Genomic DNA, 24,168 nt, shown 5'->3' with positions numbered 1-24,168 from the left:
AGGTTTGGAAATTTATAATTGTGCAAATACAGTAAGGGTAGGAATAATAGGGGGGATACAAGTTCAGCCTCTTTCTACAGATCGGATTCCTCCTTTCATTTTCCAGCTGCTTCTACTTTTATATTATGTTACTTACTTACATTATATTATATATTTCAGTAACATTGAAGTGTTTTTTCTGAAAATAATAAAAACCGAGCGTTTTTGCTCGGTTTTTATTATTAATCTTCTTTCGGAAGAACAATTCCTTTATACAATTGAACTGTAATGAAGTAATAAATCGCATAAATAACTACGAAAATTACGATTGGTACCCAAATACGGAAGTACGGATCAACTAAAATAAATCCGAAAATATTCATACCAACTAATACGTGAGCGATACCTACAATCGCTGGGAATAAGAAGACTAAGAATAACTCTTTATAAATGGATTTCGTTAATAATTCACGGCGCACACCGATTTTACGAAGCATTTGATAACGTGTAATATCTTTTGATGCACCAGAAAGAATTTTAAACATTAGGCAGCTTGCCATCATTGCTAAGAATGCAATTCCAAGGAAGAATCCCATAAATACTGTTCCACTCGCAACTCCGTAGAACATGTCATACATTTGATATTTACTATTCATTTGTTCAGCTTTTACATTTTTATATTTATCTAGCTGCAACTCGTCAAGTTTTTTCCATTCTTTTGTGTATGCTACAAAATCATCTGTTTTTCCAGTAAATACAATTCCTTCTTTACCGTTTACAGTATCGTACATTTTTTGATCTACAATTTTAACGGCATGATCTTTGTATATATAGTATGGTTGAATTGTTCTAAATGCCTCTTCCCATTCTTCAGGCATTGCTTTTTCATTTTGATCTTGCACTGCTCCTGCTACTGTACCTACTGGAGCTTCTCCTGAAACTTCTTTATATTTACCGAAACTTGCCTTACCTACACCATCTCGAATAAATGGTTTATGTTTCTCTAAATCTTCTTTTACATAATAAATATATTTGTCGTCTACTTTATAACGATACTCAGTTTTATTTTTAAATGATATACCATCTAAAATTTTCTTCTCTTCAGCTGTAGGATTATGAATAATCGAATCATAAATTTCAAATCCATCAACCGTTTTTATAACGTTATTTTTAAATGCCATACCACCTGAAATTGCACCGGCTCCAAGCGCAACTAACATTGCTACTGTTGCAAGTACCTTTGTTAAACTATTAATACGGAAGTTTAATTGTGCAAATGTAAAAGCGTTAAGTCCCTTTTCACTACGCTTTTTATTACTTTTTAACTTTTTAATAATGACTGGAAGAAGTGAGCCAAATAGCATGTAAGTACCAGCTGTTGTTGTAATTAATGCAATAAGGATTCCCATTTCTCTTAACGTTTCCATATTTATCATCGATGCATATCCAATACCTAATAAAATAACCGCAAGGAATGCAACTACACCTGTCATTTTTCCTTTTACCGCAACACGTTCTGTTTGTGCATCTGCATGTACAAGTTGCAATACAGAAATACGTGATAACTTAATACTATTCATAATTGCTGACAATACAAATAGTGCAAAGAAGAAGATACAAGTAACAGTCATAGATGGCAGATAAAATGCTTTATAACCTTCACCTGCAAATTCTAATTGTTTCATTAATAACTGACCGATACCTTCTGCAAGTCCTACACCTACTGTAATACCAATCGCAAGAGATGCAGCGCCTAATACGATCGTTTCGATAAACATAAGTAATGTAACTTTATGCTTTTTTGCTCCTAACATCATATACATACCAAACTCTTTTTGACGAAGAGATAATAAGAAAGAGTTCGCATATAAAATATAGAAGAACGTTATAATAGCAAGTAAAAATGAACCTGCCTGGAATACAAATCCAATTGATTGAATAACCGAGTTAGATTCAATAAACGCTTTATTTAGAGCTAACGTTTGAAACATATAAAAAATTGAAATCGACATGACAAGGCCGACAAGTAAGACGATGTAATCTTTCAGCTTACTTTTCAGTCCTGACATGGAAAGTTTAAATAACATACTGGAGCCTCCTTTCTTACGCTTTTTGTGTACCTAAGTCTGCAAGTACATCTAAAATTTCTTTGTAGAACTCTTCACGCGTACCACCGCGATGAATTTCTTTATATAGCTCACCATCTTGAATAAATAAAATACGCTGACAGTAACTTGCACTGTACGGATCATGTGTAACCATCATAATAGATACACCTTGATCTTTATTTAAGTTTGTCATCGCATCAAGTAAACTCGTTGCATTTTTAGAATCAAGCGCTCCTGTTGGCTCGTCCCCTAAAATAATTGCAGGTTCATGCACAAGTGCGCGCGCCGCTGCTGAACGTTGTTTCTGTCCACCAGATACTTCAGATGGATACTTTTGAAGAATTGCTGAAATGCCTAACATATCTGCTACCTTTTCTACTTTTGGCCCAATATTTCGTGACGAGACACCTTGAAGAGAAAGTGGAAGTGCAATGTTTTCGTAAATAGATAAATTCTCTAATAAGTTAAAGTCTTGGAAGATGAATCCTAATTTTTGTGAACGGAAATCCGAAAGCTCACCTTGCTTCATTTTCGTAATATCCGTTCCCGCAATTTCAACAACGCCGCCCGTTGCTTTATCAAGCGTTGAAATTACATTTAATAATGTCGTTTTACCAGAACCAGATGGTCCCATAATCCCAACAAACTCACCCTCTTGAATTGAGAATGATACACCTTTTAATGCGTGCGATTGATTCTCACCTTTTTTACCGTACACTTTTTGAACGTTTTTCACGTCTACAACTGGTTTCGTCATATATATCCTCCTACGCTTGTTTTTCCATTACCTATTTTGCGCTTTTTAGAGGCGAACTGCTATTTGTTAACATTACATTTACCTTACACTTTTGTAATATAACAAAGGTGTACTTGTAAGCTTGGCTATTAATACTATTAACATATTGAATTGGTAAATGAAATTATATCGGCGATTTTCAAAATATATCGACTTATCGACGAAAAATGACAATAAAAATAAGCTGTTCCACAAAAGGAACAGCCCACTTCTCTCTTTATTTCTTTAAAGGTGTTACCGTCCAATACGTAATAACACGCCAAATCCATTCTAATGGACCCATTTTAAAGATTTTCATCCAAATCACACTATACACAATTTGAATTGCATAAATTGCGATACATACATATAACGTCTGCATGTACGTTAAGTTACCTTCAAAGTTAAATACACTTCCTGCGATTAAAATCATTGCAGTTTGACCGATATAATTCGTTAAAGCCATACGACCATAATATTTCAGTGGCGCTAACAATGTTTGAACTGGTTTTAATTGAAGTAGTAAAATTAATGCTCCAACATAGAAAGCTGAAATAATTGGTCCAACTGTAATACCAATTTTTAAAAATTGGCTTGCAGCATCCACTGTTCCATCTTCAATTTCCACTATCCCATTTATAAATGGTTCAGCAGGAACGTGCCCATATTGATACCATACAGCTATTACGCTTAAAACAAACATAATACCTGTAAAAATAGCGACTTTCTTTATGTTCTGCGTAAGATTTTCAAATACACGATATTGTCCTGCAGCAAGCCCTAATAAAATTAAGCCAAGTGGTAATAATTCTTTAACTCCCATTACACTAAAAGCTATTGTCAAAATAAGACCAATGACTAAGTTCACTTGTTTTTTCGCCTTATAAAATGGTAAAACGATTAACCCGCAAATTGCGTATAACGCTAGTGCTTCCCCAGGCTGAAACATTTGATGAATCAAACCGAAAATAAATAGTGCAACTAAGCGGCGGAAAAATAAAACATATCCATTTTTCCCCTTTGCAATTGCTCTAGAGATAAAGATATAGAATCCCACTCCAAATAAGAATGAGAAGATTGAGAAGAAACGCCCTTCTACAAATAAGTATAGAAATCTTTGATAACTCGCATCTACTGTATTAGGATCTGGGATTTTAATGTTAAGTAGTGCAAGAATATTTACTAAAATAATCCCCAGTAATGCGAAGCCACGAATGTAATCTAACTCATCAATTCGTTTGTTTGTCATATTGTTCCCCATATAGCAACTCCTTGTCCAAAAGTTAATCCTCCCCTACTCTACTGGAAATGTAGTCTTACAACTATCGACAAACCTTACAGAAATCTTACATTATTGTCATATAGCAAAATAAAACCAGGTCATATTGCGACCTGGTTTACTCTGATTGTTTCGATTTTTGAGGTTGTCCTTTTTTACTGTTGCGCTGTTTCACTTGAACAACTGGATCAAGTTCATTTGAAAACTCAGCGTTATGTCCATTTTGCGTTTTTTGTTCTGGATTATTTTGATCTGAACGTTTCGCCATTACATTCACTCCTTATTAGTGCGGTGTAATAATCATTTGATGTTGCAATTGGCGAATTGCCATACGTGCTCTATTTAATTGCTCACGTTGCTCATCATTTGCATGTTGTTGCATCGTTTGTAAATCGTTATATGCTTGTTCTAATTGTAACTGCGCATCCGAATACTCCATCGTATTATAATGCTCTTGTCTCATACCAAGATTTAGTTGTTCTTTCGCATATTTCACCGCTTGTTCCGCTTGTGTAATATACGATTCAAGTGATTGACGCTCTGCCATAATTGTCCCTCCTTGCTTCAATTCCCCTTTAGTGTGTCCCTTCCATATGAACCTTATGAGTATGTTATAATGGATTTTGTTTCATTTTGACTCGGCTTAGGAGGGAAAGTAATGAAGGTTCAAAACCCTTTTCCATATACAAACGACAATAAACGTTATCATACGTGGAATTACCATTTACGAAATGAATTTGGTGAAAAAATCTTTAAAGTTTCATTAGATGCTGGCTTCGATTGTCCGAACCGTGACGGTACAGTTGCTTATGGCGGTTGTACATTTTGCAGTGCTGCTGGATCTGGTGACTTCGCTGGCGATCGCCGCGATGATGTTATAACGCAATATCATGAAATGAAAGAAAAAATGCGCTCAAAGTGGAAAGATGGAAAATGTATCGCTTATTTTCAGGCTTACACAAATACACATGCACCACTTGACGTATTAAAAGAAAAATTCGAACCGCTTCTAGCTGAAAAAGACGTTGTCGGTCTTTCTATCGCAACTCGTCCAGATTGTTTACCAGACGATGTCGTTGAATATTTAGCGGACTTAAATAAACGCACATATCTTTGGGTTGAACTCGGATTACAAACTGTTCATGAACGTACTGCAAATCTTATTAATCGTGCTCACGATTATCCTTCTTACGTTGAAGGCGTAAATAAATTGCGTAAGCACGGCATTCGAGTTTGTTCTCATATTATTAACGGTCTTCCTCTTGAAGATTACGACATGATGATGGAAACAGCTCGTGAAGTAGCGAAGCTTGATGTACAAGGAATTAAAATTCATTTACTTCATTTATTAAAAGGAACGCCAATGGTGAAGCAATATGAAAAAGGACAACTAGAATTCCTTTCTCTTAAAGATTACGTAAGTCTCGTTGTTGACCAGCTTGAAATGATTCCAGAAGACATAATTGTGCACCGTATCACAGGTGACGGTCCACCGGATTTAATGATTGGTCCAATGTGGAGCTTAAATAAATGGGAAGTATTAAATTCCATCGATGCAGAATTTGTACGCCGCGGAAGCTGGCAAGGAAAATATGCAAATGAGGAGAAACAAAAATGAAATTAGAACGTGTATTACCGTTTGCTCGCACTCTCTTGCAAACGGCAGTAAAAGAAGGCGATTATGCTGTAGATGCAACTTTAGGAAACGGACATGACACTTGCTTCCTAGCTGAAATCGTTGGAGATAACGGAAAAGTATTTGGATTTGATATTCAAAAAGAGGCAATTGAAAGCTCAACAACTCGTCTAAAAGAAAAAGAACTTTTCGAACGCACTGTTTTAGTTCACGATAGTCACGATACACTTCTATCCGTACTACCAGAAGATGCAAAAGGAAAAGTAACAGGCGCAATTTTCAACTTAGGTTATCTTCCAGGCGGAGACAAGCATATCGTTACAAAACCGAACTCAACAATTTCGGCAATCGAACAACTATTAGAAGTAATGGCACCTGAAGGTATCATCGTCCTTGTTATTTACCACGGACATCCAGAAGGACAAGTAGAACGCGACGCTGTTCTCAAATTTGCCGAAGAATTAGACCAAAAACAAGCACACGTACTGCGCTACGGCTTCATTAACCAACAAAATAACCCGCCATTTATTGTGGCGATTGAGAAGCGATAAATATATCGACGATTTTTCAATTATATCTATCGTAACTCCGAATATATCGACGATTCGACACACTATATCGACTTATCGACAAAACATAACAAAAAAAGACGTGCACTTATTGCACGTCTTTTTGTTATTCTCCTATATAATGGATATATACACTGTATAGGAGGATAGAACTTTGCTAGTAGAACTAAGGGGAATTCAAAAGAAGTATGGCAAATCACTTATACTAGACAACATTGATTTATCCATTCCAGAAGGAGAAGCACTCGCCATTGTTGGCGGGAACGGGACTGGAAAAAGTACTCTACTCAAAATAATTGCAGGCTTTATTTCACATACGGCAGGGACAATTCAAAGGAAAGAACATATACAAATCGGTTATGTACCTGAACATTTTCCTGAAGGGATTCGTTTTACATTAGAAGATTATCTATATCATCTCGGTCGCATTCACGGTTTATCAACAAAATATGTAAAAGATAAAATTCCGATGCTCCTTGAAAAGTTTCATTTACTTCATGCAAGGCATTCCGTTGTACAAAACTTTTCAAAAGGTATGAAACAAAAAACAGGCATTATGCAAGCATTACTTACGGACGTACATTTATTAATTTTAGACGAACCGCTTTCTGGACTCGATTCTAACTCTCAGCAAGAACTAGAACATATTTTACTCTCATTAAAACAACAAGGTATATCCGTGTTATTTACATGTCACGAAAAACAACTATTAGAAAACTTCGCTGATAGAATTGTGACGTTAGCAAATCATACAATCACAGAAAATATCTCTGCACAAAAAGGAGCAGAACAAGTCTATATTGAAGCAATTGTTCACGAAACATTTTCAGCGATAGAACTACAAAAACAATCCGGTTTTATACACGTTGCACACAATTCAAATCAAAACTTTATTCAATTGCACATCGAAAAAGAATATACAAATGACATACTTCAGTTTTTATTACATAAAAAAGCATCTATCACACTGCTACAACCTAACTTTTAAATCGAAAGAAGGTTTATTATGTTTGCTCTTATTCGTTATCACTTTCTCGACTATACAAAATCGTATAAGTACGTCCCTCCTATTGCGATGTACTTCATGAGCTTACTTTTTGTATATGCATATAAACCGACTCCTATTGTACCGACATATTTAGAAACAGCACTCGCACTTTATTTATTATCTGCCTGGATTACACTCACAATTTTTCATACCGAAGATCCTGTACAAGAACAAATTACGATTTCTCACACAAATAATATTTCCGCACTATATGTAGGGAAATATATTACGGCTCTTCTCATTTGTACTGTTTTATCTTTTATATCCGTAATCTACCCAATTATTTTGCAAATGTTTAATGAAGAAATGACAGTTTCTTTATTTCTAGTCGGATTTCTCGCTCATATGTCTTTCTCTATACTTGGAATTTCAATCGCATCTTTATTTACTAGAAATATGATTCCAAAAGCAAGCACCGCTTGGCTTAGCCTTACATTCATATTACTTATAACGATCGCATCTATCCGGTTTAAAAAAGAGTTACTATGGTTTTTACCACCTGTCGAAAGCTTTCTCATGCTTGGACAATACAAATATAATATACTGACTCACACGCTATGGCTCACAGCTTGGGCTATCGTATATTCATTTTTATTATTTACCTTGTTTCTGTTTATCGTTCGCAAAAAACGTTTTTAATTACATATTAAAGGAGACGAAACAATGATCGGAATACTAGCAGGAATGGGACCAAAATCAACTGGGCCATTCGTCGATACAGTTGTAGCAAAGTGCCAAACAATATACGGAGCAAAGCATGATATGGACTTTCCTCATATGATGATTTATTCGTGCCCAACACCATTTTATATGGATCGCCCTATTGATCACGAAGCGATGAAAAAAGCGATTATTGAAGGGGCACAAAAACTCGAAAGTACTGGCGTAGAATTTATCGCTATGCCGTGTAATACAGCGCATCTTTATTTTGAAGAATTACAGCAATCTCTTTCTATCCCGATTTTAAATATAGTCGATGAAACGTTACAAGCAATTCCTAAAAACGTAAAAAGAGTCGCTCTTCTTGCAACAGAAGCAACTGTTCAAGCTGGGATTTATCAAGATGGGATTACAAAACGTGATATACAGTACATTCATGATGAAAAATGGCAGGAAATGATTAATCAAATCATTACTTATATTAAATCTGGGGAGGTTGAAGAAGCTCGCGAATTGTGGAATGCGCTCGTTTTACAATTGAGAGAGGAAGTTGATACGGCAATTATCGCATGTACCGATTTGAATGTGGTGGCAAGTGAGGATTTTATTGATTCTGCTAAATGTCTTGCTGAGGCGGTTGTTAGGATGTATTTATCAAATATAAAGAAATCTTCATAAACATAGAAAACACTCCTTCTGAAATGTGTTTTATGTTTAATAAAAATCCCACAAACTTTTAACTTTCTTCACAATTCTTTCAAAGTAATCACACTTAATCTCGCTATATTAAATAAGTAGTTATTCATATAGGGAAGGTTAGGGGAACTGAAAGTATGAAAGTAAATCGTTCGCTTCATTACATTTTTTGGCGTTGGCATTTTTATGCTGGGCTTTTTATTACGCCGCTTCTTATTACGTTGTCACTAAGCGGAATTGGGTATTTATTTCGGGAAGAGGTTGAGGATTTCATCTATAAAGATTTATATTTTGGGAAGAGTGCTCAAACAGAATCTATTTCAATGGCTGATTCTATTTCCTTAACAGAGAAAAAATATCCACATTATAGTGTGGCGAAAATTAGTGAGTTTGATGGGGATTATAATACGAGACTTACGATTGCAAATGAGTATACTGGGCAACAAAAATATGTGTATTTAGATAATAATAATCAAATTGTTGGGGATCAAAACGCAAGTGAAACGTTTGCCAATATTATGAGGGAATTACATAGTTCTCTTTTAGTTGGTGGCACTGTCGTTAACTATACTGTAGAACTTGCGGCATGTTGGACAATCTTCTTAATTGTAACTGGGTTGTACATGAGTATACGCCAATTAAAAAACACACCGGCATCCAATAAGCGAGAAAAAGCAAAACGGCGTCATTCTATTATCGGTATTATATTTACAATTCCTCTCGTTTTGTTAGTTGCATCTGGATTGCCATGGTCAGGATTTATGGGTAACCAAATTTATAAAATTGCATCGTCAAATGAATCACTCGGATATCCGAAATTGTATATGGCACCGCCTGAATCGAAGGTAAAAGAATTGCCGTGGGCAACTAGAAAAGAAGCACCTCCTGAATCGAATTCAAATGAACCGAAAGCAGTTTCAGTTGATACATTACAAAAAGGAATTGAAATAAAGAAGCCATACGTTATCTCACTACCAACTGATCCGAAAGGGGTATTCACCGTTTCGAAATCAAGCGGTTCTGGTATTACGGGCATGGATGTGGCACCAAATGAAGAAATAACAGCTTACTTTGATCAATATAGCGGAGAACTCATTTCCAAAACAGACTATCGTGATTATGGCTTATTTGCACAATGGTTCACTTATGGTATCCCGCTTCACGAAGGTCATTTATTCGGATGGCCCAATAAAATATTATGCTTACTAACGACATTATCTTTATTACTTCTTATTTATTACGGAATAAAAATGTGGTTAGCAAGAAAACCGAAAGGAAAATTAGCAGCACCGCCAAAGCAAAGAGATAAGAAAAGCATAATCGTTTTCTTTATCATGATGGTTATACTAGGCGCTGTCATGCCTTTATTTGGACTATCTGTATTAGTTATTTTTGCGATTGAACTTCTTATATATGTATTTTCAAAAATACGCTCATAATGAAAAAGCATTTGTACTACCGTGTACAAATGCTTTTTATTTACTATTTTCTTTTTTTCTACCACTTATTAAAAAAACAATATCTACTATTAGCTTTTGAAACAATTGCTTCATTTCGCCACCACCTTTACCATATTATAACAAAAAACCACTCTACATGAGTGGTTTTCTTCATCACTGCGCTGTTTTCTTTCGGTACATCTTCCCGTTCCAATAGAAGAATCGTGAAGTGAGGCCCCCGTATTTTACAATGCGCCGTGCCATTTTGTGCATATTCTTTTGTGCTGATACTTTTTGATCTGATAAATAAATACCAAGTAATCCTCGGCTTATAAGGCGATGAAACTTCGCATGAGGCAAGTCACCAATGCTCTTCTCTGCTTCTTCTACAAAATGTTTCATACGATCTAATATCACTTGCTCGTTTTCGTAATAACTACAGAAATTTAAATCTCCACCTATACGGTCTTCTTCCTGATCAATGAAATAATCAAGTAAAATATGAAGTCCTTGTACGTAAGGGAAGTATCCTTGTCTAATTTTCGCAATATCCTCATCATGTAATTCATCATGAAAGGCATATGCGACAAGACAGAAGATTCCAAGTGTAGAACCGGCACATGCTGAAAATTCAAACCAACTCATCTCCGGTAAATTTTCTTTATGCGCTTCAAACCATGTTTGTAATCGTGGTTCTCTTTCTTCTAATTTTACATGTTTATGAATTTGCAAATCACAATAATAACAAGCAAGTTCATGAAGAATAGGAGCAATTTTGTCATAGTGCTTCGTTTTCTTTAAAACATCTTGGCATGTTTCAACAAGTTCGTCTAAATAACCACCATCATCTTGATCATCACGATAGCGATAATAATTACCGCCACCTTCTACTTCAGGTGATAATGCCATTAACATAGATTCATGCAACGCGGCAAAATCATTTGGATCAAGTGATGTACTGCGATCACATAAATTATCTAAATAGTCGCTGATCGTTTGATACGCTACGATAAAACGAATACATTCCTCTCGGTGTTCATTTGCTAATAGCGCTAAAATGCCACCGCCCTCGCAATGAAACGTTTTATGCTCAATACTTGCGATTGCCTGACTATGAAGCTCATCATTCGGAATATGGTAGGCACGCTCTTTCCACATCGCTAGCTCATGGTGTACAACCGGAAACACATCACGGTATACTTTCGCCATGAGCGTTATGGGATTACTCGGTACGTTCACTTCTTCCTTCATCTCCTCTATTCAATGTACAAATAATTTACTTATTTGTTTCTATTATGTTATTGATGCGTATTTCAGTAAATGACTGAATATAATTCAAAATTTCATCACGCTCATACTCATTTAATAACTCATGATAACAATTCGGCCATTCTTTAAAAGCCTTATCACTTATTTTAACATTATCAAACCAAGTACGGACACGTGTTTTATCTACAAGTTTATCCTCACATGCTTGCATTAGCAAGAGTGGAACGTCTGGAAAATCATCTATTTTCTTATGAGCAATTTCAATAGACTTAATCAATTCACTATACCAACGTACTGATACTTTGCGCAAGAACAATGAATCATTCTCCATTGCATCTCTCACTTCATGATTACGAGTTGACATTTCCACTGTAAGATTCGTTGCAAATTGCAATTTTGGTGCGATAATATTTAATATTTTTGAGGCAGCTTGCAGCGGTGCAGAAGGTCCAGCTAATACGCCTAAACATGGCGAACTTAAAATAATACCGTCTACATCTTCTCTCTTCGTTTCTTGCATCATACGAATAACGATAAGACCACCCATACTATGACCGAATATAAAAATAGGTAACCTATACTTTCTTGCCTCTTTCACCCATAATTTAACTTCCTCTATGTATTCATCAAATGAATCAATATGTCCTCTATTTCTTGAAGTCGTTCCATGTGACGGAAGGTCTCCCATCACGACGTGGTAACCGTTATGATTCCACATTTCCGCAACGGCTTCATAACGTCCGTGATATTCCATCGCTCCGTGTACAATAACTATTACAGCCTTTGCTTCCTCCGCTTCGTAATTCCACATACGAACCTCCTCCATTTCACTCTTTTTCATAATTTGATACACTGAAACTAGTCTCTAGGAAAGGAAGGCTTTACATGATATATCCTTATAAAGAAAAAAATCCGAAAATTGCGAGTAGTGCTTTTATCGCTGACTACGTTACCATTACAGGTGATGTTTCCGTTGGCGAGGAATCAAGTATTTGGTTTAATACAGTCATACGCGGCGATGTTTCACCAACAATCATCGGAGACCGGGTAAATGTACAAGATCAATGTACACTCCACCAAAGCCCACAGTATCCTCTTATTTTAGAAGATGACGTTACAGTTGGGCATCAAGTTATTTTACATAGCTGTCATATTAAAAAAGATGCTTTAATTGGAATGGGATCTATTATATTAGATGGTGCTGAAATTGGCGAAGGAGCCTTTATCGGTGCTGGAAGCCTCGTTTCACAAGGAAAGAAAATCCCGCCAAACACATTAGCTTTCGGTCGTCCAGCGAAAGTCGTTCGTGAATTAACAGAGGAAGACCGTAAAGACATGGAGCGAATTCGCACGCAATACGTTGAAAAAGGTCAATATTATAAATCACTACAAAAATGATTTTACCGCTGCCATAACACTGGCAGCTTTTTTATATAAAATCTAACTTTTTCTTTACAAAACATTATTACTCCCTCAACAAAATCTTATTAAAATAAAAGCTAATATCTCCATATATATGTAAACGAGGGAGGAGAATTTTCATGAAGGTCAGTGGACTGTATAAAATAGAATGTTACATTTTCAAAGGAATTAACCGATACTTTGATCAAAAAACGTTAAACGTCTTTTTCAGCAATATTACTCATATCGGCGGCGCGACTTTCTCCATCGCACTCACACTGTTCTTTTTAATTTTCGCAGATGGAACTTTGCACCAAGCTGCAATTGCAACTGCTATTTCGTTAGCAATTAGCCATGTCCCTGTGCAAATATTAAAAAGATGGTATCCACGAAAACGTCCTTATTTAACAATTCAAGATGCAAAATATCCAGTCCATCCATTACAAGACCACTCTTTCCCGTCTGGTCACACAACAGCTGTTTTCTCTGTCTTTATTCCATTTATTTGCTATAATCCAAGCTTACTTATTTTCCTATTACCGTTAGCATTATGCGTTGGTATTTCGCGCATTTATTTAGGGCTTCACTATCCGTCTGATGTATTCGTCGGTATGTGCCTCGGCACTTGCTCTGGCATCATCTCTTTTTATCAATTCATCCCACTTTTCACATAAAGGAGTGATATGATGAGAGTCGCCATTTTTACCGATACTTTTACGCCACAAGTGAACGGGGTTGCGAAAACGTTAGAGCGGTTAACACGATATTTTCAGAAAGAAAAAATCGCCTATTCTGTTTTCGCTCCTCAGCATACAGCTGAAGATAATTTCGTAGCGAATGTCAACAAGATGAGAAGTATCCCGTTAACAATATTATATCCAGAATGTCGCTTTTCTTTTCCTACTCCACGCATTAAACGAGAACTTCTTTCCTTTAAACCTGACATGATTCACATTGCTACACCTTTCAACATGGGACTTTGTGGATTATATTATGCAAAAAAGTTAAACATACCAGTTGTCGGTTCTTATCATACTGATTTCGATGCTTATTTACGCTATTACAAAATCGAATTTCTCTCCAATATGCTTTGGAACTATTTAAAATGGTTTCATAGTCATATGCAAAAAAATTTCGTACCCTCTCCTGAAACATTACATCAATTAAAACATAAAGGCTTTCAGGCCCTCTCCATATGGGGACGTGGTGTAGATTGCAATCTCTTTCATCCAGCTTACAATACAGACCTATTCCGAAAAAAATATAATATTACAGCGAAGTACGTCCTTTCCTATGTTGGACGGATTGCTCCTGAGAAAGATATTGATACGTTGCAAAATCTTATCGTTAAATCTGCACATACTCGAAGCGACATTCATTGGCTTATAGCAGGAGACGGTCCTCTAGCAACAAGTCTTCGTGAAGATGTTCCGAAAACAAATGTCACGTTTACTGGCTATTTACAAGGCGTGGATTTAGCTGAAGCCTATGCTTGTTCTAACATCATGGTATTTCCATCAGCTACTGAAACATTCGGAAATGTCGTACTTGAATCGCTTGCATGCGGCACACCTGTCATCGGTGCAAATAGTGGCGGGGTTAAAAATATTATTACAGATGGAAAAACGGGAGTTCTTTGTCCGCCCAAAAATGAGGACGCATTTCTATCATCCATTTATTCTTTATTACAAAATGAAGAAAAACTGGAGCAGATGGGAATAGCAGCTTCATCTTATGCGAAATCAAAAAGCTGGGATGAGATCTTTCGTGGCTTGCTTAACCAATATGAAGAAGTCCTTCAGCATAACGAATCAGAGTTACTTGCTTAAATAGAAAAACTCCCTTCAAAAAACGAAGGGAGTTTATTACACAGTTGTAAACTTTACTTAAATAAAGTGAAACTTTAATCAGTGGGGGTTTTCTTCATCCCCCACTGATTATTAGTTGAACCAATCGGACTTTTATGGGCAGTTGATCCCCCACCTAACTTCTTTGCTTTTCCTGAATTTTGAGGTGGGGGTCTTACTGCCCATTAAAATCGGGTAAATAATACACAAGGTTAAATATCAATTTATTCCTATATTCATTATAACAAAAATAAACATAACTAAACAGACTTGTAATAAAAACCCATAAAAATTAATATATGGTTATACAGTGTTTTAACTGTATAGTGATTTTAAGAATTCCCCTTAAAATCAACTTACTCACATACCTTTATACAGTAATTGTTCCCCAATTTCTGTATACAAAAAAACCTTTCATTCATTTGAAAGGTCTTTTTGAGCCTGCACATATTCTTCTTTCGTATTCACATTTATAAACCAATCTGCATGCGCTTGTACATCTTCACCAGCAATATATTTCACATTACATTGTGATAAAAGCTGACCCATACTTCTTTTTTCTTCTTGAAGCAAAGCATAAATCTTTTCTTTCACGCGGTTATGGTACGCTGCAAGTAACGGTTGTTTTCTTCCATTAATAATAGGTACAATCGCATCATATTCATTGCTTGTTTGCTCTAATAAAATGGTAAACCACTCATGCGAAACATTTGGCGCATCACATGGCATAATAGCGTACCAATCTGCTTCTATGTATTCCATTCCTGATACAATTCCAGCAAGTGGGCCGTTTCCTTTATAATGCGGAATATCTTCTATAACAGGAACTTGTACGAGTTGCTCTACTCGCTCTTTTATATCGGAGTGACTAATGACTACAACTTCTTGGAGCGCACTTGTCATCAATTTCAAAATATGCTCAATAAACGTACTACCTTGCCAGCTTGCTAATGCTTTCGGCTCACCGAATCTACTCGACATACCGCCCGCTAATACAATTCCAGCCCACTTACTCATTGGCGATGCAACTCAAATGTAATATGACCTAATTCTGGTAAAATTAATTTATTCATCGCAAGACGAACTGCGCCGCTAGATCCTGGCATCGAGAAGACTACTTTGCGCCCAATTGTACCACCAATCGCTCTACTTAACATTGCGCTGCTTCCGATATCTTCTAAATAACTAATCATGCGGAACAACTCACCAAATCCAACAATTTCTTTATGTAATAACGCTGATACTGCTTCAATCGTCACATCGCGTTTCGTAATGCCAGTACCGCCATTTGTTAATACAACATCTACATCTTCTCTATGATAACCATCTAAAACTGCTTGCTGAATACTTTCTTTATCATCTTTTACAATTTCATAAGATGTCACTGTATGGCCTGCTTCTTTTAACAATTCATGTAATAGTTGTCCGCTCTTATCTGTCTCTTCTGTACGTGTATCGGAAATCGTCACGATCTTACAACGCACTTCTTTTGGCGCTTGTTTTTTATGTTCGGTTACGCTCATTTTTTATCTTTCCTTTCTTAAAAACTTTTCTTCATTTTATCATACATATCTTTACACAATTATGTATGAAACCAATAATGCACCATGATACAATCTAAGTATACTAACCCACAAAAAGGAAAATGAAAACATCCTTTCTTGTCCCCCTAGACTTCACATCGTTAGCTAACCTTTAACTTTTTGGTATTTTCTACAGATTAAAATTCAGTTTTTAAAATTGCACTACCAAATAAATCGGAGGTCTACATATTATGGAACTTTATAAAAAATTAACAACAACATTCATCCTCTTATTCATCGCTTCAATCACAGTCGGCTTTTCCTTAAAAGGAGCAATCCCATACGCGACATTGGTGAGCATTATATTTGCGACACTATTTTTAATAAGCAGTGCCTTTTGCGCAGGTAAAGCACGTCAAATGAAAGGTTGATTATATATGTTCAAGAAGAAACCAATCCTTTGTAAATCATGCGGGAAAGAAATACAAACGTATGAAAAAGCGTGGATTCATATGCCATTTCCGGCGAATGGCATGACGAATATGAAAAAATATATTGAATTAGAAGGACAAGTTTATTGTAGCTCGTGTGTTGGGATAATGAACAAAGACCAGTAAATACAAAAGGGGTGTTTACATTGTTTGAATCAAACCGTATCCAGTTACGAAAGTTTTCTGAAGATGATATTCTAACGTATTATAAATGGCATAATGATATAGACGTTATGAGTTCAACTACACTTAACCTTGATAAATATTCCTTACAAGATACAGAAAAACTTTGCCAGCAATTTATTCATTCTCCAAACTCTAAGAGCTATATCATTGAAGAAAAAGCTACGAACCTTCCAATTGGTATTACTTCTTTAATTCATATTGATTCGTATAATCGAAACGCTGAATGCATTATTGATATTGGTAAAAAGGATTACTGGGGGCAAGGTTATGGGAAGGAAGCTTTCACCTTATTATTGAATTATGCATTTTTAGAATTAAATTTACATCGCCTTTCTTTACGAGTATTTTCTTTTAACGATAGAGCAATTAAATTATATAAATCACTCGGTTTTCAACATGAAGGAACTTGTAAAGAAGCTATATTTCGCAACGGCACTTGGCATGACATTGAACTCTTCGCTTTATTCCAACGTAATTATAAATAAAAAAAGCTTTGCGCTCACCGCGCAAAGCTTTTTTTCATATATTATAGACCAGCTTGCTCTTTTAAAGCTGCAGCTTTGTCTGTACGTTCCCATGATAGATCTACATCAGTACGTCCGAAGTGGCCGTAAGCTGCTGTTTGTTTGTAAATTGGGCGACGTAAGTCTAGCATTTTAATAATACCAGCTGGGCGAAGATCGAAGTTGTTACGAACTAGTTCTACTAGTACGTCTTCAGATACTTTACCAGTGCCGAATGTATCAACTGAAATTGATACTGGTTGTGCTACACCGATTGCGTATGCAAGTTGTACTTCTGCTTTTTCAGCAAGACCAGCTGCTACGATGTTTTTCGCAACATAACGAGCTGCATATGCTGCAGAACGGTCAACTTTTGTTGCATCTTTACCAGAGAATGCACCGCCACCGTGGCGAGCGTATCCACCGTAAGTATCAACGATGATTTTACGTCCTGTTAAACCAGCATCACCTTGTGGTCCACCAATTACGAAGCGGCCAGTTGGGTTAATGAAGAATTTTGTTTCTCCATCGATTAATTCTGCTGGTACTACAGCTTTAATTACGTGCTCTTTTAAGTCGCGATCGATTTCTTCCCATGTAACATCTGGGTGATGTTGTGTAGAAATTACGATAGTATCAACACGTACTGGTTTACCATTTTCATCATACTCAACTGTAACTTGCGTTTTTCCATCCGGACGTAGGTATGATAATGTATCATCTTTACGTACTTCAGTTAAACGGCGAGCTAATTTGTGAGCAAGCGAGATTGGAAGTGGCATTAACTCTTGTGTTTCATTACATGCGAAACCAAACATTAAACCTTGGTCTCCTGCACCAATTGCCTCAATCTCAGCGTCAGTCATTTGACCTTCGCGTGCTTCTAGCGCTTGGTCAACACCCATAGCGATGTCAGCAGATTGCTCATCGATAGATGTTAAAACTGCACAAGTTTCTGCATCGAATCCGTATTTTGCGCGTGTGTAACCAATGCCTTGAATTGTTTCACGAACGATTTTTGGAATATCTACGTAAGTAGAAGTCGTAATTTCCCCCGCTACCAATACTAAACCAGTTGTTACAGTTGTTTCACAAGCTACACGTGCATTTGCGTCTTTTGATAAGATCGCATCTAAAATTGAATCAGAAATTTGGTCACAAATTTTATCTGGATGTCCTTCAGTTACAGACTCAGATGTGAACAGATGACGTTTTTTTGTCATGTGGTAAACCTCCCTACAGTAATTGTATATATTGTACGGAACTCATCCTTAATTTGCCACAGATTGCGACATACATTTATTCTCCCACACAAGCATACAGAAAAACCTTTCCTACATAATAGAGAGGAAAGGTTTAATTTGCTACTTGCATACTGCTTTTTGCCCTTCGCTCTTATCGTTCGAGACCTGTAGCCTCGCACAGGTTTTAGCACCTATTCACTTGTGTTTACCAATACAAGTGAGGTTGCTGGGCTTCATCGGGCCTGTCCCTCCGCCAGCTCGGGATAAGAGAGTATCCGTCCCAACCTATACTAAAGAAATGATATTCATTTGTCAATTAATATTCACATTTTCCTGAAAGTTTTTCTCAGTGCGCCTGAAATGAAATATTAATAAGGAAATAATGCATTCACACAAACAAAAAGAAATAAATAGTATACATTATTTATATAATTGTGTTATACTCTTGTTGGGGATTACGAGAAATATTTCATTAAATGAAAAGGATGGTATATAAATATGAGTACTGTGAATGTCCAAATTGGTTTACACGAATTATTGAACGGAAGCAATGCACAGATTCAACTAAGTGTTCCGCAATTAGTGGAAAAAGTATTAATGCGAAATGAAGGGAAATTAACTTCGACTGGTGCCGTTTCTGCTTCAACTGGAAAATATACAGGACGTTCTCCTAAAGATAAATTTATTGTGAAAGAAGCATCGGTTGCTGACAAAATTGCTTGGGGAGCAGTGAACCAACCGATTTCTGAAGAACATTTTAATAAATTATATACGAAAGTTTTAGAATACTTAAAAGAGAAAGAAGAGTTATTCGTCTTCAAAGGATTTGCAGGCGCTGACCGCAATTACCGCCTACCAATTCAAGTTATTAATGAATATGCATGGCACAATCTATTTGTACATCAATTATTCATTCGTCCAACTGAAGAAGAATTAACAACTCATGAATCAGAGTTCACAATTGTTTCTGCACCGAATTTCAAAGCTGATCCAGCTGTTGACGGTACAAACTCTGAAGCATTCATTATGGTTTCATTCGAAAAACGTATCGTACTAATTGGCGGTACAGAATACGCTGGAGAAATGAAAAAATCAATCTTCTCTATTATGAACTTCTTATTACCTGAACAAGATATCCTTTCTATGCATTGCTCTGCAAACGTAGGTGAAGAAGGCGACGTAGCACTATTCTTCGGTTTATCTGGAACAGGTAAAACAACATTATCTGCTGATCCAAACCGTAAATTAATCGGTGATGATGAGCACGGTTGGTCTGATAACGGTGTATTCAATATTGAAGGCGGTTGCTACGCGAAATGTGTAAACCTTTCTCACGAGAAAGAACCACAAATTTTCGATGCAATCACATTTGGATCCGTTTTAGAAAACGTTATCATTAATGACCAAACGCGTATCGCAGACTATAACGATACTACTTTAACAGAAAATACTCGTGCTGCATACCCTATGCATGCGATCGACAATATCGTACTGCCAAGTGTTGCAGGACACCCAAATACAATTATCTTCTTAACTGCTGATGCATCTGGCGTATTGCCTCCAATCAGTAAGTTATCAAAAGAACAAGCTATGTACCACTTCTTAAGTGGTTACACTAGTAAACTAGCAGGAACAGAGCGCGGTGTTACATCTCCGCAAGCAACATTCTCAACTTGCTTCGGTTCACCATTCTTACCACTTGATGCATCTCGCTATGCTGAAATGCTTGGTGAAAAAATCGAGAAACACGATGCGAAAGTATTCTTAGTAAACACTGGCTGGACTGGTGGCGAATACGGCGTTGGTAAACGTATGAACTTAGGTTACACTCGTGCAATGATTCAAGCAGCATTAAACGGTGAACTTGCGAAAACTGAAACAGCTAAACATGACATCTTCGGTCTTGAAGTTCCACTTCACGTACCAGGTGTACCTGACGAAGTGTTAATGCCTGAACAAACTTGGGCTGATAAAGCTGCTTACAAAGCAAAAGCAATCGAACTTGCAAATGAATTCAAAGCTAACTTCAAAAAGTTCGACAGCGTATCTGAAGACATTATTAACTTAGGCGGCCCAATCGCTTAAGTGCTAACTTTCTGTTGGAATCACCCTTTACTCATATGAATAAGTGTCGTATAACCGTAAAGTTTCGCGTACTCACCGACAAAACCCAATGCGGCTTAACGGTTACACACACTTACATAAAAAAGAAGCTTACGTTTTTTACGTAAGCTTCTTTCTATATCTTCTCTCTTCATCTATGATTTCTCTCGATAAATCACAGAAAATTCATTCTATAATCATTCGTTTTTTATTTTTTTATGATACAATTTACATATACAGGAAAGGGGGAGGTCTATGAAAAATTTTTCTCGTACAGGAAAAATTTTATTCAGTTACGGAGCGATTCAAATGTTTTGGGGACTTGTAATGCTTAACGTTAATGTATTTGAGCATACAAGCGAAACAATAAAATATATTATTCTAATTACCGGAATAGTTTTTTGTATTATATCCAACTTTTTTAAAGAACATAAAGGTCATACTATTACGTGATTTTATGTTAACTTATTGGAAGCAGAAACCTGTATTTTATGAAAAGTTTCGCTTCCTATTGTACTATTCATCGCTGGATCCCTTATTCCAGGGTAAATTCATTTTTACACATACAAATTACGGCTTCGAGCATATATATTATATCCCTATCACTACATCTCTCTCGTTTCACATCGCATGGGGTTAAAACAGGCCCTGACCGCTTCTTTTTAGTTTTTCAGCTCTTCGTTAATTCTTTCTCATCTTTCATACTATAATAACCTAAGTTAACGACGATTAAAAAATAACCGCCCATAATCCCTACTGCAAATGCCCACATAACCATATGGTGCTCAATTTCGTACATAATAATAGCGCCCAAAATAGCAGCCGCAAAACGATTAAACATACCGAGCGTCGGTGCTTTCGTTTTCTTTACGATACTATCTCCAAGCTTTTCAATTCGTCTCCCTAAAAGCCAAACGCAATACATACTTACAATAAGTCCAATTCCTGCACCTAAAAAATGCGCTGAAAACGGTGTTACCATCCAGCCTAGCAAAAGAAAACCTAGTATATAATACGATTGAATTTTAAACGACCTTAACGACATACTAATCATGCTGTTCTCCTCTTCTTCAGTAATTTTTATCTATCCAACAAAAGACCTCTTTCAAGTTCATACTACTTAAACCCATTTCACTCAAATTAAAAAACAACATAAACGGTATGTTTATGTTGTTTAAATGTTTTTAGAAAATAATATTATACAAGATTTTAAACATCATATTTTCATAATTTGTGACGTTTTTCCAAACATTTTTCGTCCATTTATGAAAAAATTGATATCAATCTATGAACATACGGATATGATGTAATAAGTACACAAATAAAGGGGGCGTCTAATGATTTATTTTTTAATGGCTCTCATTCACCTCATTATCCCTGCACTTATTGGACTTTCATTGTATTGGTACACGAAAAACCATAGTATTTTCTACGCTGTCCTCGGTGTCCTTCTTCCGGGTATTATTCTTATCACACTCTTCCGTATTCCATTTTTAAACTTAATTCCTCTTATTACTGCTATCTTATTTCTCATCTTCTTACCAAAAATAAAAAAATAGGAAAGCAGATCATAGGTGATCTGTTTTCCTATTTTGATATAGGTTCCCCTGCAGTAGAATGCACTTTTACTTTCTCCGATTTCACAAACCATAAACCGAAGAAAATAATAATTCCACCGATTATTTGTTGAAACGATACATATTCATTTGCCCATACAGCTGCAAATAAAACAGCTACAAGTGGCGTTATATACATATATACCATCGTATGTGACGCTCCAATTTTTTGTACACCAACATACCACATCACTAAACCAAATACTGTTACAAAGAAAATAGAATATAGTAAAGCGAATAGTGTTATTCCATGTGTAATGTGAAATGGCATTATAAATACGTATGGTCCACTTAAAAGCAAGAGTGGAATCGCGCCAACTAGTGCTGACCATGCGGTAACACGTAGCGCTGAATATTTTTTAATTAATGGACTTGCTAAAACAGGATAAAGCCCCCAACATATTGATGTAATGAGTCCAATCCCATTTCCATAAAAGGAACTAGCAAGTGAATTCCCTGCTACTAAAACTAAGGCTGCACCACAAAAGGCAATGATCGAACCGATAAGTTTTCGAGAAGAAAACTTTTCTTGTTTTAAGATAATCGCAAATACAGTTGTAAAAATAGGTGAAATAGAAATGAGTAAAGAGGCATTGGTAGCGGATGTATATTTAACAGTTTCCATAAATAACGTTTGATACAGTACAATACCTACAACGCTAACGATAATTAATCTAGGTATATCCTTGCGCTCCATATAAACCGACTTTTCAATAAAAAATGTAAGGAGTAACATAAGCGGTGCCGCCGATATCATCCGAAGTGCAGTAAACTCAATTGCTGTAAATTCTAAAAGTCCATATTTCGCAATCGTAAAATTAATCCCCCAAATAATAACGACTGCTAAAATTAATAATTCAATTCCCCATCTTCTCATGCGTATCCCCTCCGCAAATATGATTATACAGAAAATTCAATCATATGTACATTTCATTATGTGAAAAAACCTTTGTATTGTATGAAACGTTTTGGTACATGAAATTATATCGGCGATTTTCTGAATATATCAGCGTAACTCCGATTATATCGGCGATTTTTCGAATATATCAGCGCAACTCGAATTATATCAGCGATTTTTTAAATATATCGACTTATCAACAAAAAACGACAAAAATAGCAGCTTATTCAATAAAAAAAGTGGTTCCAAAATACATTTTGGAACCACCTTTCCTTTACTACACTCGAACATGTAACTTCATATTTGGATTATAAAATTGGCTCGGGCTCTTCAGTTGAAAAGTCCCTCCACCTTCATGCCAATCAACTGTTAACTTATCATCCATAAATACAAGCTTTGTGCGATCTGCGATAAAGCTAAACTTGCTTGATTCAATATCCACATCGCGCTCATCTTTTTCTGCTACAGCTACTAAATCGATAATTCCGCTCATTACACAACCGCAACCTTCATTATCGTAAAATAACTTTATATATTTCGCTTCATTTGGAATCGTATCCACAATCTTTTTATATGCTGCTTCTGTTACAGTAACGTACATACTCTAATCTTCATCCTCTCTTCTCGTATCCTTCATATATTGTACCATCATTTTTCTTTAAATATATATACAGAAAATTATGAACAATATACAATGTATGTAGTAAAGGAGGTTGTATCACTCATGCTCAAATTACTACGATACCCCATCTTCCTAGGTCTACTCGGTAGCTTTTTTATTTCTAGCGGTATAGTATTACACCATATATTTCCCTATACTCCTTCTATTGGTTGGATTTTAGGTTTTATTTGTTTTCTATCCGCTTCTTATTTTGCTATGAAAAACAAAAACATCTAA

At 36.1% G+C, this 24,168-nt stretch carries 29 protein-coding genes and 1 riboswitch; of the genes, 16 read left to right on the top strand and 13 right to left on the bottom strand.

From position 1 onward, the window contains the following. Positions 1–221 precede the first annotated feature (221 nt). From ACTFRS_RS11730 to ACTFRS_RS11710, 5 genes are all read right to left on the bottom strand, one after another. Positions 222–2,066, bottom strand: coding sequence for an FtsX-like permease family protein (locus ACTFRS_RS11730; protein WP_242294563.1), 1,845 nt, complete (start codon positions 2,064–2,066; stop codon positions 222–224). 16 nt (positions 2,067–2,082) lie between these two features. Further along, positions 2,083–2,844: an ABC transporter ATP-binding protein gene (locus ACTFRS_RS11725; protein ID WP_000165846.1), complete on the bottom strand. Its 762-nt coding sequence runs from the start codon at positions 2,842–2,844 to the stop codon at positions 2,083–2,085. A 256-nt stretch (positions 2,845–3,100) separates the two neighbouring features. After that, a complete protein-coding gene (locus ACTFRS_RS11720) occupies positions 3,101–4,123 on the bottom strand; it encodes a DUF418 domain-containing protein (RefSeq protein WP_242294564.1) in 1,023 nt (340 codons plus the stop codon). A gap of 136 nt (positions 4,124–4,259) precedes the next feature. After that, positions 4,260–4,409, bottom strand: coding sequence for a hypothetical protein (locus tag ACTFRS_RS11715; RefSeq protein WP_001129344.1), 150 nt, complete (start codon positions 4,407–4,409; stop codon positions 4,260–4,262). 15 nt (positions 4,410–4,424) lie between these two features. Further along, complete coding sequence (locus ACTFRS_RS11710) at positions 4,425–4,688, bottom strand: YtzC family protein (protein WP_440025350.1); 264 nt, start codon at positions 4,686–4,688, stop codon at positions 4,425–4,427. A 111-nt stretch (positions 4,689–4,799) separates the two neighbouring features. Between ACTFRS_RS11710 and ACTFRS_RS11705 the strand changes: the two genes are divergently transcribed. From ACTFRS_RS11705 to ACTFRS_RS11680, 6 genes are all read left to right on the top strand, one after another. After that, positions 4,800–5,759, top strand: a complete 960-nt coding sequence (locus tag ACTFRS_RS11705; protein WP_139869803.1) for a TIGR01212 family radical SAM protein — start codon at positions 4,800–4,802, stop codon at positions 5,757–5,759. Beyond that, positions 5,756–6,328 (top strand): class I SAM-dependent methyltransferase, encoded by a 573-nt coding sequence (locus tag ACTFRS_RS11700; protein ID WP_000764489.1) that lies wholly within the window; start codon positions 5,756–5,758, stop codon positions 6,326–6,328. The genes ACTFRS_RS11705 and ACTFRS_RS11700 overlap by 4 nt, the downstream gene beginning before the upstream one ends. A 172-nt stretch (positions 6,329–6,500) precedes the next feature. Then, the gene (locus ACTFRS_RS11695; RefSeq protein WP_139869801.1) at positions 6,501–7,334 is read left to right on the top strand and encodes an ABC transporter ATP-binding protein; all 834 of its coding nucleotides are present in this window, start codon (positions 6,501–6,503) and stop codon (positions 7,332–7,334) included. An 18-nt stretch (positions 7,335–7,352) separates the two neighbouring features. Continuing rightward, the gene (locus ACTFRS_RS11690; RefSeq protein WP_139869800.1) at positions 7,353–8,033 is read left to right on the top strand and encodes an ABC transporter permease; all 681 of its coding nucleotides are present in this window, start codon (positions 7,353–7,355) and stop codon (positions 8,031–8,033) included. Between the two features lie 24 nt (positions 8,034–8,057). Beyond that, complete coding sequence (locus ACTFRS_RS11685; protein WP_139869799.1) at positions 8,058–8,732, top strand: aspartate/glutamate racemase family protein; 675 nt, start codon at positions 8,058–8,060, stop codon at positions 8,730–8,732. Positions 8,733–8,887: 155 nt separating this feature from the next. Then, complete coding sequence (locus tag ACTFRS_RS11680; protein WP_242294565.1) at positions 8,888–10,189, top strand: PepSY-associated TM helix domain-containing protein; 1,302 nt, start codon at positions 8,888–8,890, stop codon at positions 10,187–10,189. Positions 10,190–10,363: 174 nt separating this feature from the next. Here the strand turns inward: ACTFRS_RS11680 and ACTFRS_RS11675 are convergent, their stop codons facing one another. Both ACTFRS_RS11675 and ACTFRS_RS11670 read right to left on the bottom strand, forming a co-directional pair. Then, positions 10,364–11,428: a tetraprenyl-beta-curcumene synthase family protein gene (locus ACTFRS_RS11675; protein ID WP_001102457.1), complete on the bottom strand. Its 1,065-nt coding sequence runs from the start codon at positions 11,426–11,428 to the stop codon at positions 10,364–10,366. 37 nt (positions 11,429–11,465) lie between these two features. Further along, on the bottom strand, positions 11,466–12,269 hold the full coding sequence (locus ACTFRS_RS11670) for an alpha/beta hydrolase (protein WP_000267430.1): 804 nt from the start codon (positions 12,267–12,269) through the stop codon (positions 11,466–11,468). A gap of 74 nt (positions 12,270–12,343) precedes the next feature. On the opposite strand from ACTFRS_RS11670, the gene ACTFRS_RS11665 reads away from it, so the two are divergent. The 3 genes from ACTFRS_RS11665 (at position 12,344) to ACTFRS_RS11655 (ending at position 14,688) form a co-directional block, all read left to right on the top strand. Next, entirely contained in the window at positions 12,344–12,856 is a 513-nt protein-coding gene (locus ACTFRS_RS11665) for a gamma carbonic anhydrase (RefSeq protein WP_000640209.1), read from the top strand. Positions 12,857–12,999: 143 nt separating this feature from the next. After that, the gene (locus tag ACTFRS_RS11660) at positions 13,000–13,533 is read left to right on the top strand and encodes a phosphatase PAP2 family protein (protein ID WP_016718724.1); all 534 of its coding nucleotides are present in this window, start codon (positions 13,000–13,002) and stop codon (positions 13,531–13,533) included. Positions 13,534–13,545: 12 nt separating this feature from the next. Further along, the gene (locus tag ACTFRS_RS11655; RefSeq protein ID WP_139869797.1) at positions 13,546–14,688 is read left to right on the top strand and encodes a glycosyltransferase family 4 protein; all 1,143 of its coding nucleotides are present in this window, start codon (positions 13,546–13,548) and stop codon (positions 14,686–14,688) included. Between the two features lie 432 nt (positions 14,689–15,120). Here ACTFRS_RS11655 and ACTFRS_RS11650 read toward each other — a convergent pair whose 3' ends face one another. Together ACTFRS_RS11650 and ACTFRS_RS11645 are read right to left on the bottom strand one after the other, a co-directional pair. Next, positions 15,121–15,723: a molybdenum cofactor guanylyltransferase gene (locus ACTFRS_RS11650; RefSeq protein ID WP_242294566.1), complete on the bottom strand. Its 603-nt coding sequence runs from the start codon at positions 15,721–15,723 to the stop codon at positions 15,121–15,123. After that, a complete protein-coding gene (locus ACTFRS_RS11645) occupies positions 15,720–16,229 on the bottom strand; it encodes a MogA/MoaB family molybdenum cofactor biosynthesis protein (RefSeq protein WP_000117138.1) in 510 nt (169 codons plus the stop codon). Before ACTFRS_RS11645 ends, ACTFRS_RS11650 begins: the two co-directional genes overlap by 4 nt. Positions 16,230–16,480: 251 nt before the next feature. On the opposite strand from ACTFRS_RS11645, the gene ACTFRS_RS11640 reads away from it, so the two are divergent. The 3 genes from ACTFRS_RS11640 to ACTFRS_RS11630 are packed head-to-tail and all read left to right on the top strand — an operon-like array spanning position 16,481 to position 17,391. Continuing rightward, the gene (locus ACTFRS_RS11640) at positions 16,481–16,660 is read left to right on the top strand and encodes a hypothetical protein (RefSeq protein WP_073530106.1); all 180 of its coding nucleotides are present in this window, start codon (positions 16,481–16,483) and stop codon (positions 16,658–16,660) included. A 6-nt stretch (positions 16,661–16,666) separates the two neighbouring features. Then, entirely contained in the window at positions 16,667–16,846 is a 180-nt protein-coding gene (locus tag ACTFRS_RS11635) for a hypothetical protein (RefSeq protein ID WP_139869795.1), read from the top strand. Between the two features lie 20 nt (positions 16,847–16,866). Beyond that, on the top strand, positions 16,867–17,391 hold the full coding sequence (locus tag ACTFRS_RS11630; protein ID WP_087954022.1) for a GNAT family N-acetyltransferase: 525 nt from the start codon (positions 16,867–16,869) through the stop codon (positions 17,389–17,391). A 41-nt stretch (positions 17,392–17,432) separates the two neighbouring features. Here ACTFRS_RS11630 and metK read toward each other — a convergent pair whose 3' ends face one another. Continuing rightward, positions 17,433–18,632 (bottom strand): methionine adenosyltransferase, encoded by a 1,200-nt coding sequence (metK, locus tag ACTFRS_RS11625; protein WP_000163115.1) that lies wholly within the window; start codon positions 18,630–18,632, stop codon positions 17,433–17,435. Between the two features lie 169 nt (positions 18,633–18,801). Beyond that, positions 18,802–18,923, bottom strand: a riboswitch (SAM riboswitch). A gap of 228 nt (positions 18,924–19,151) precedes the next feature. Here metK and pckA point away from each other — a divergent pair. Then, positions 19,152–20,738, top strand: coding sequence for a phosphoenolpyruvate carboxykinase (ATP) (gene pckA / locus ACTFRS_RS11620; protein ID WP_000108802.1), 1,587 nt, complete (start codon positions 19,152–19,154; stop codon positions 20,736–20,738). 273 nt (positions 20,739–21,011) lie between these two features. Next, positions 21,012–21,209, top strand: a complete 198-nt coding sequence (locus ACTFRS_RS11615; RefSeq protein WP_242294568.1) for a hypothetical protein — start codon at positions 21,012–21,014, stop codon at positions 21,207–21,209. Positions 21,210–21,426: 217 nt separating this feature from the next. On the opposite strand, the gene ACTFRS_RS11610 is transcribed toward ACTFRS_RS11615, so the two are convergent. Next, complete coding sequence (locus ACTFRS_RS11610) at positions 21,427–21,810, bottom strand: ATP synthase subunit I (RefSeq protein ID WP_000624921.1); 384 nt, start codon at positions 21,808–21,810, stop codon at positions 21,427–21,429. A gap of 283 nt (positions 21,811–22,093) precedes the next feature. Between ACTFRS_RS11610 and ACTFRS_RS11605 the strand changes: the two genes are divergently transcribed. Continuing rightward, on the top strand, positions 22,094–22,315 hold the full coding sequence (locus ACTFRS_RS11605) for a hypothetical protein (protein ID WP_000639042.1): 222 nt from the start codon (positions 22,094–22,096) through the stop codon (positions 22,313–22,315). Between the two features lie 28 nt (positions 22,316–22,343). Here ACTFRS_RS11605 and ACTFRS_RS11600 read toward each other — a convergent pair whose 3' ends face one another. After that, on the bottom strand, positions 22,344–23,249 hold the full coding sequence (locus ACTFRS_RS11600) for a DMT family transporter (RefSeq protein ID WP_001255401.1): 906 nt from the start codon (positions 23,247–23,249) through the stop codon (positions 22,344–22,346). A gap of 298 nt (positions 23,250–23,547) precedes the next feature. Then, positions 23,548–23,871 carry an iron-sulfur cluster biosynthesis family protein gene (locus ACTFRS_RS11595; RefSeq protein ID WP_000289576.1) on the bottom strand — a complete coding sequence of 108 codons (324 nt, stop codon included), beginning with the start codon at positions 23,869–23,871 and terminating at the stop codon, positions 23,548–23,550. 93 nt (positions 23,872–23,964) lie between these two features. Here ACTFRS_RS11595 and ACTFRS_RS11590 point away from each other — a divergent pair, with 93 nt between their 5' ends. After that, entirely contained in the window at positions 23,965–24,168 is a 204-nt protein-coding gene (locus ACTFRS_RS11590; RefSeq protein ID WP_074567776.1) for a hypothetical protein, read from the top strand.

Origin of the sequence: Bacillus cereus group sp. MYBK139-1 (assembly GCF_051916915.1) — a bacterium.
GTDB lineage: Bacteria > Bacillota > Bacilli > Bacillales > Bacillaceae_G > Bacillus_A > Bacillus_A pacificus.
This window is presented reverse-complemented; position numbering and strand designations above follow the sequence as displayed.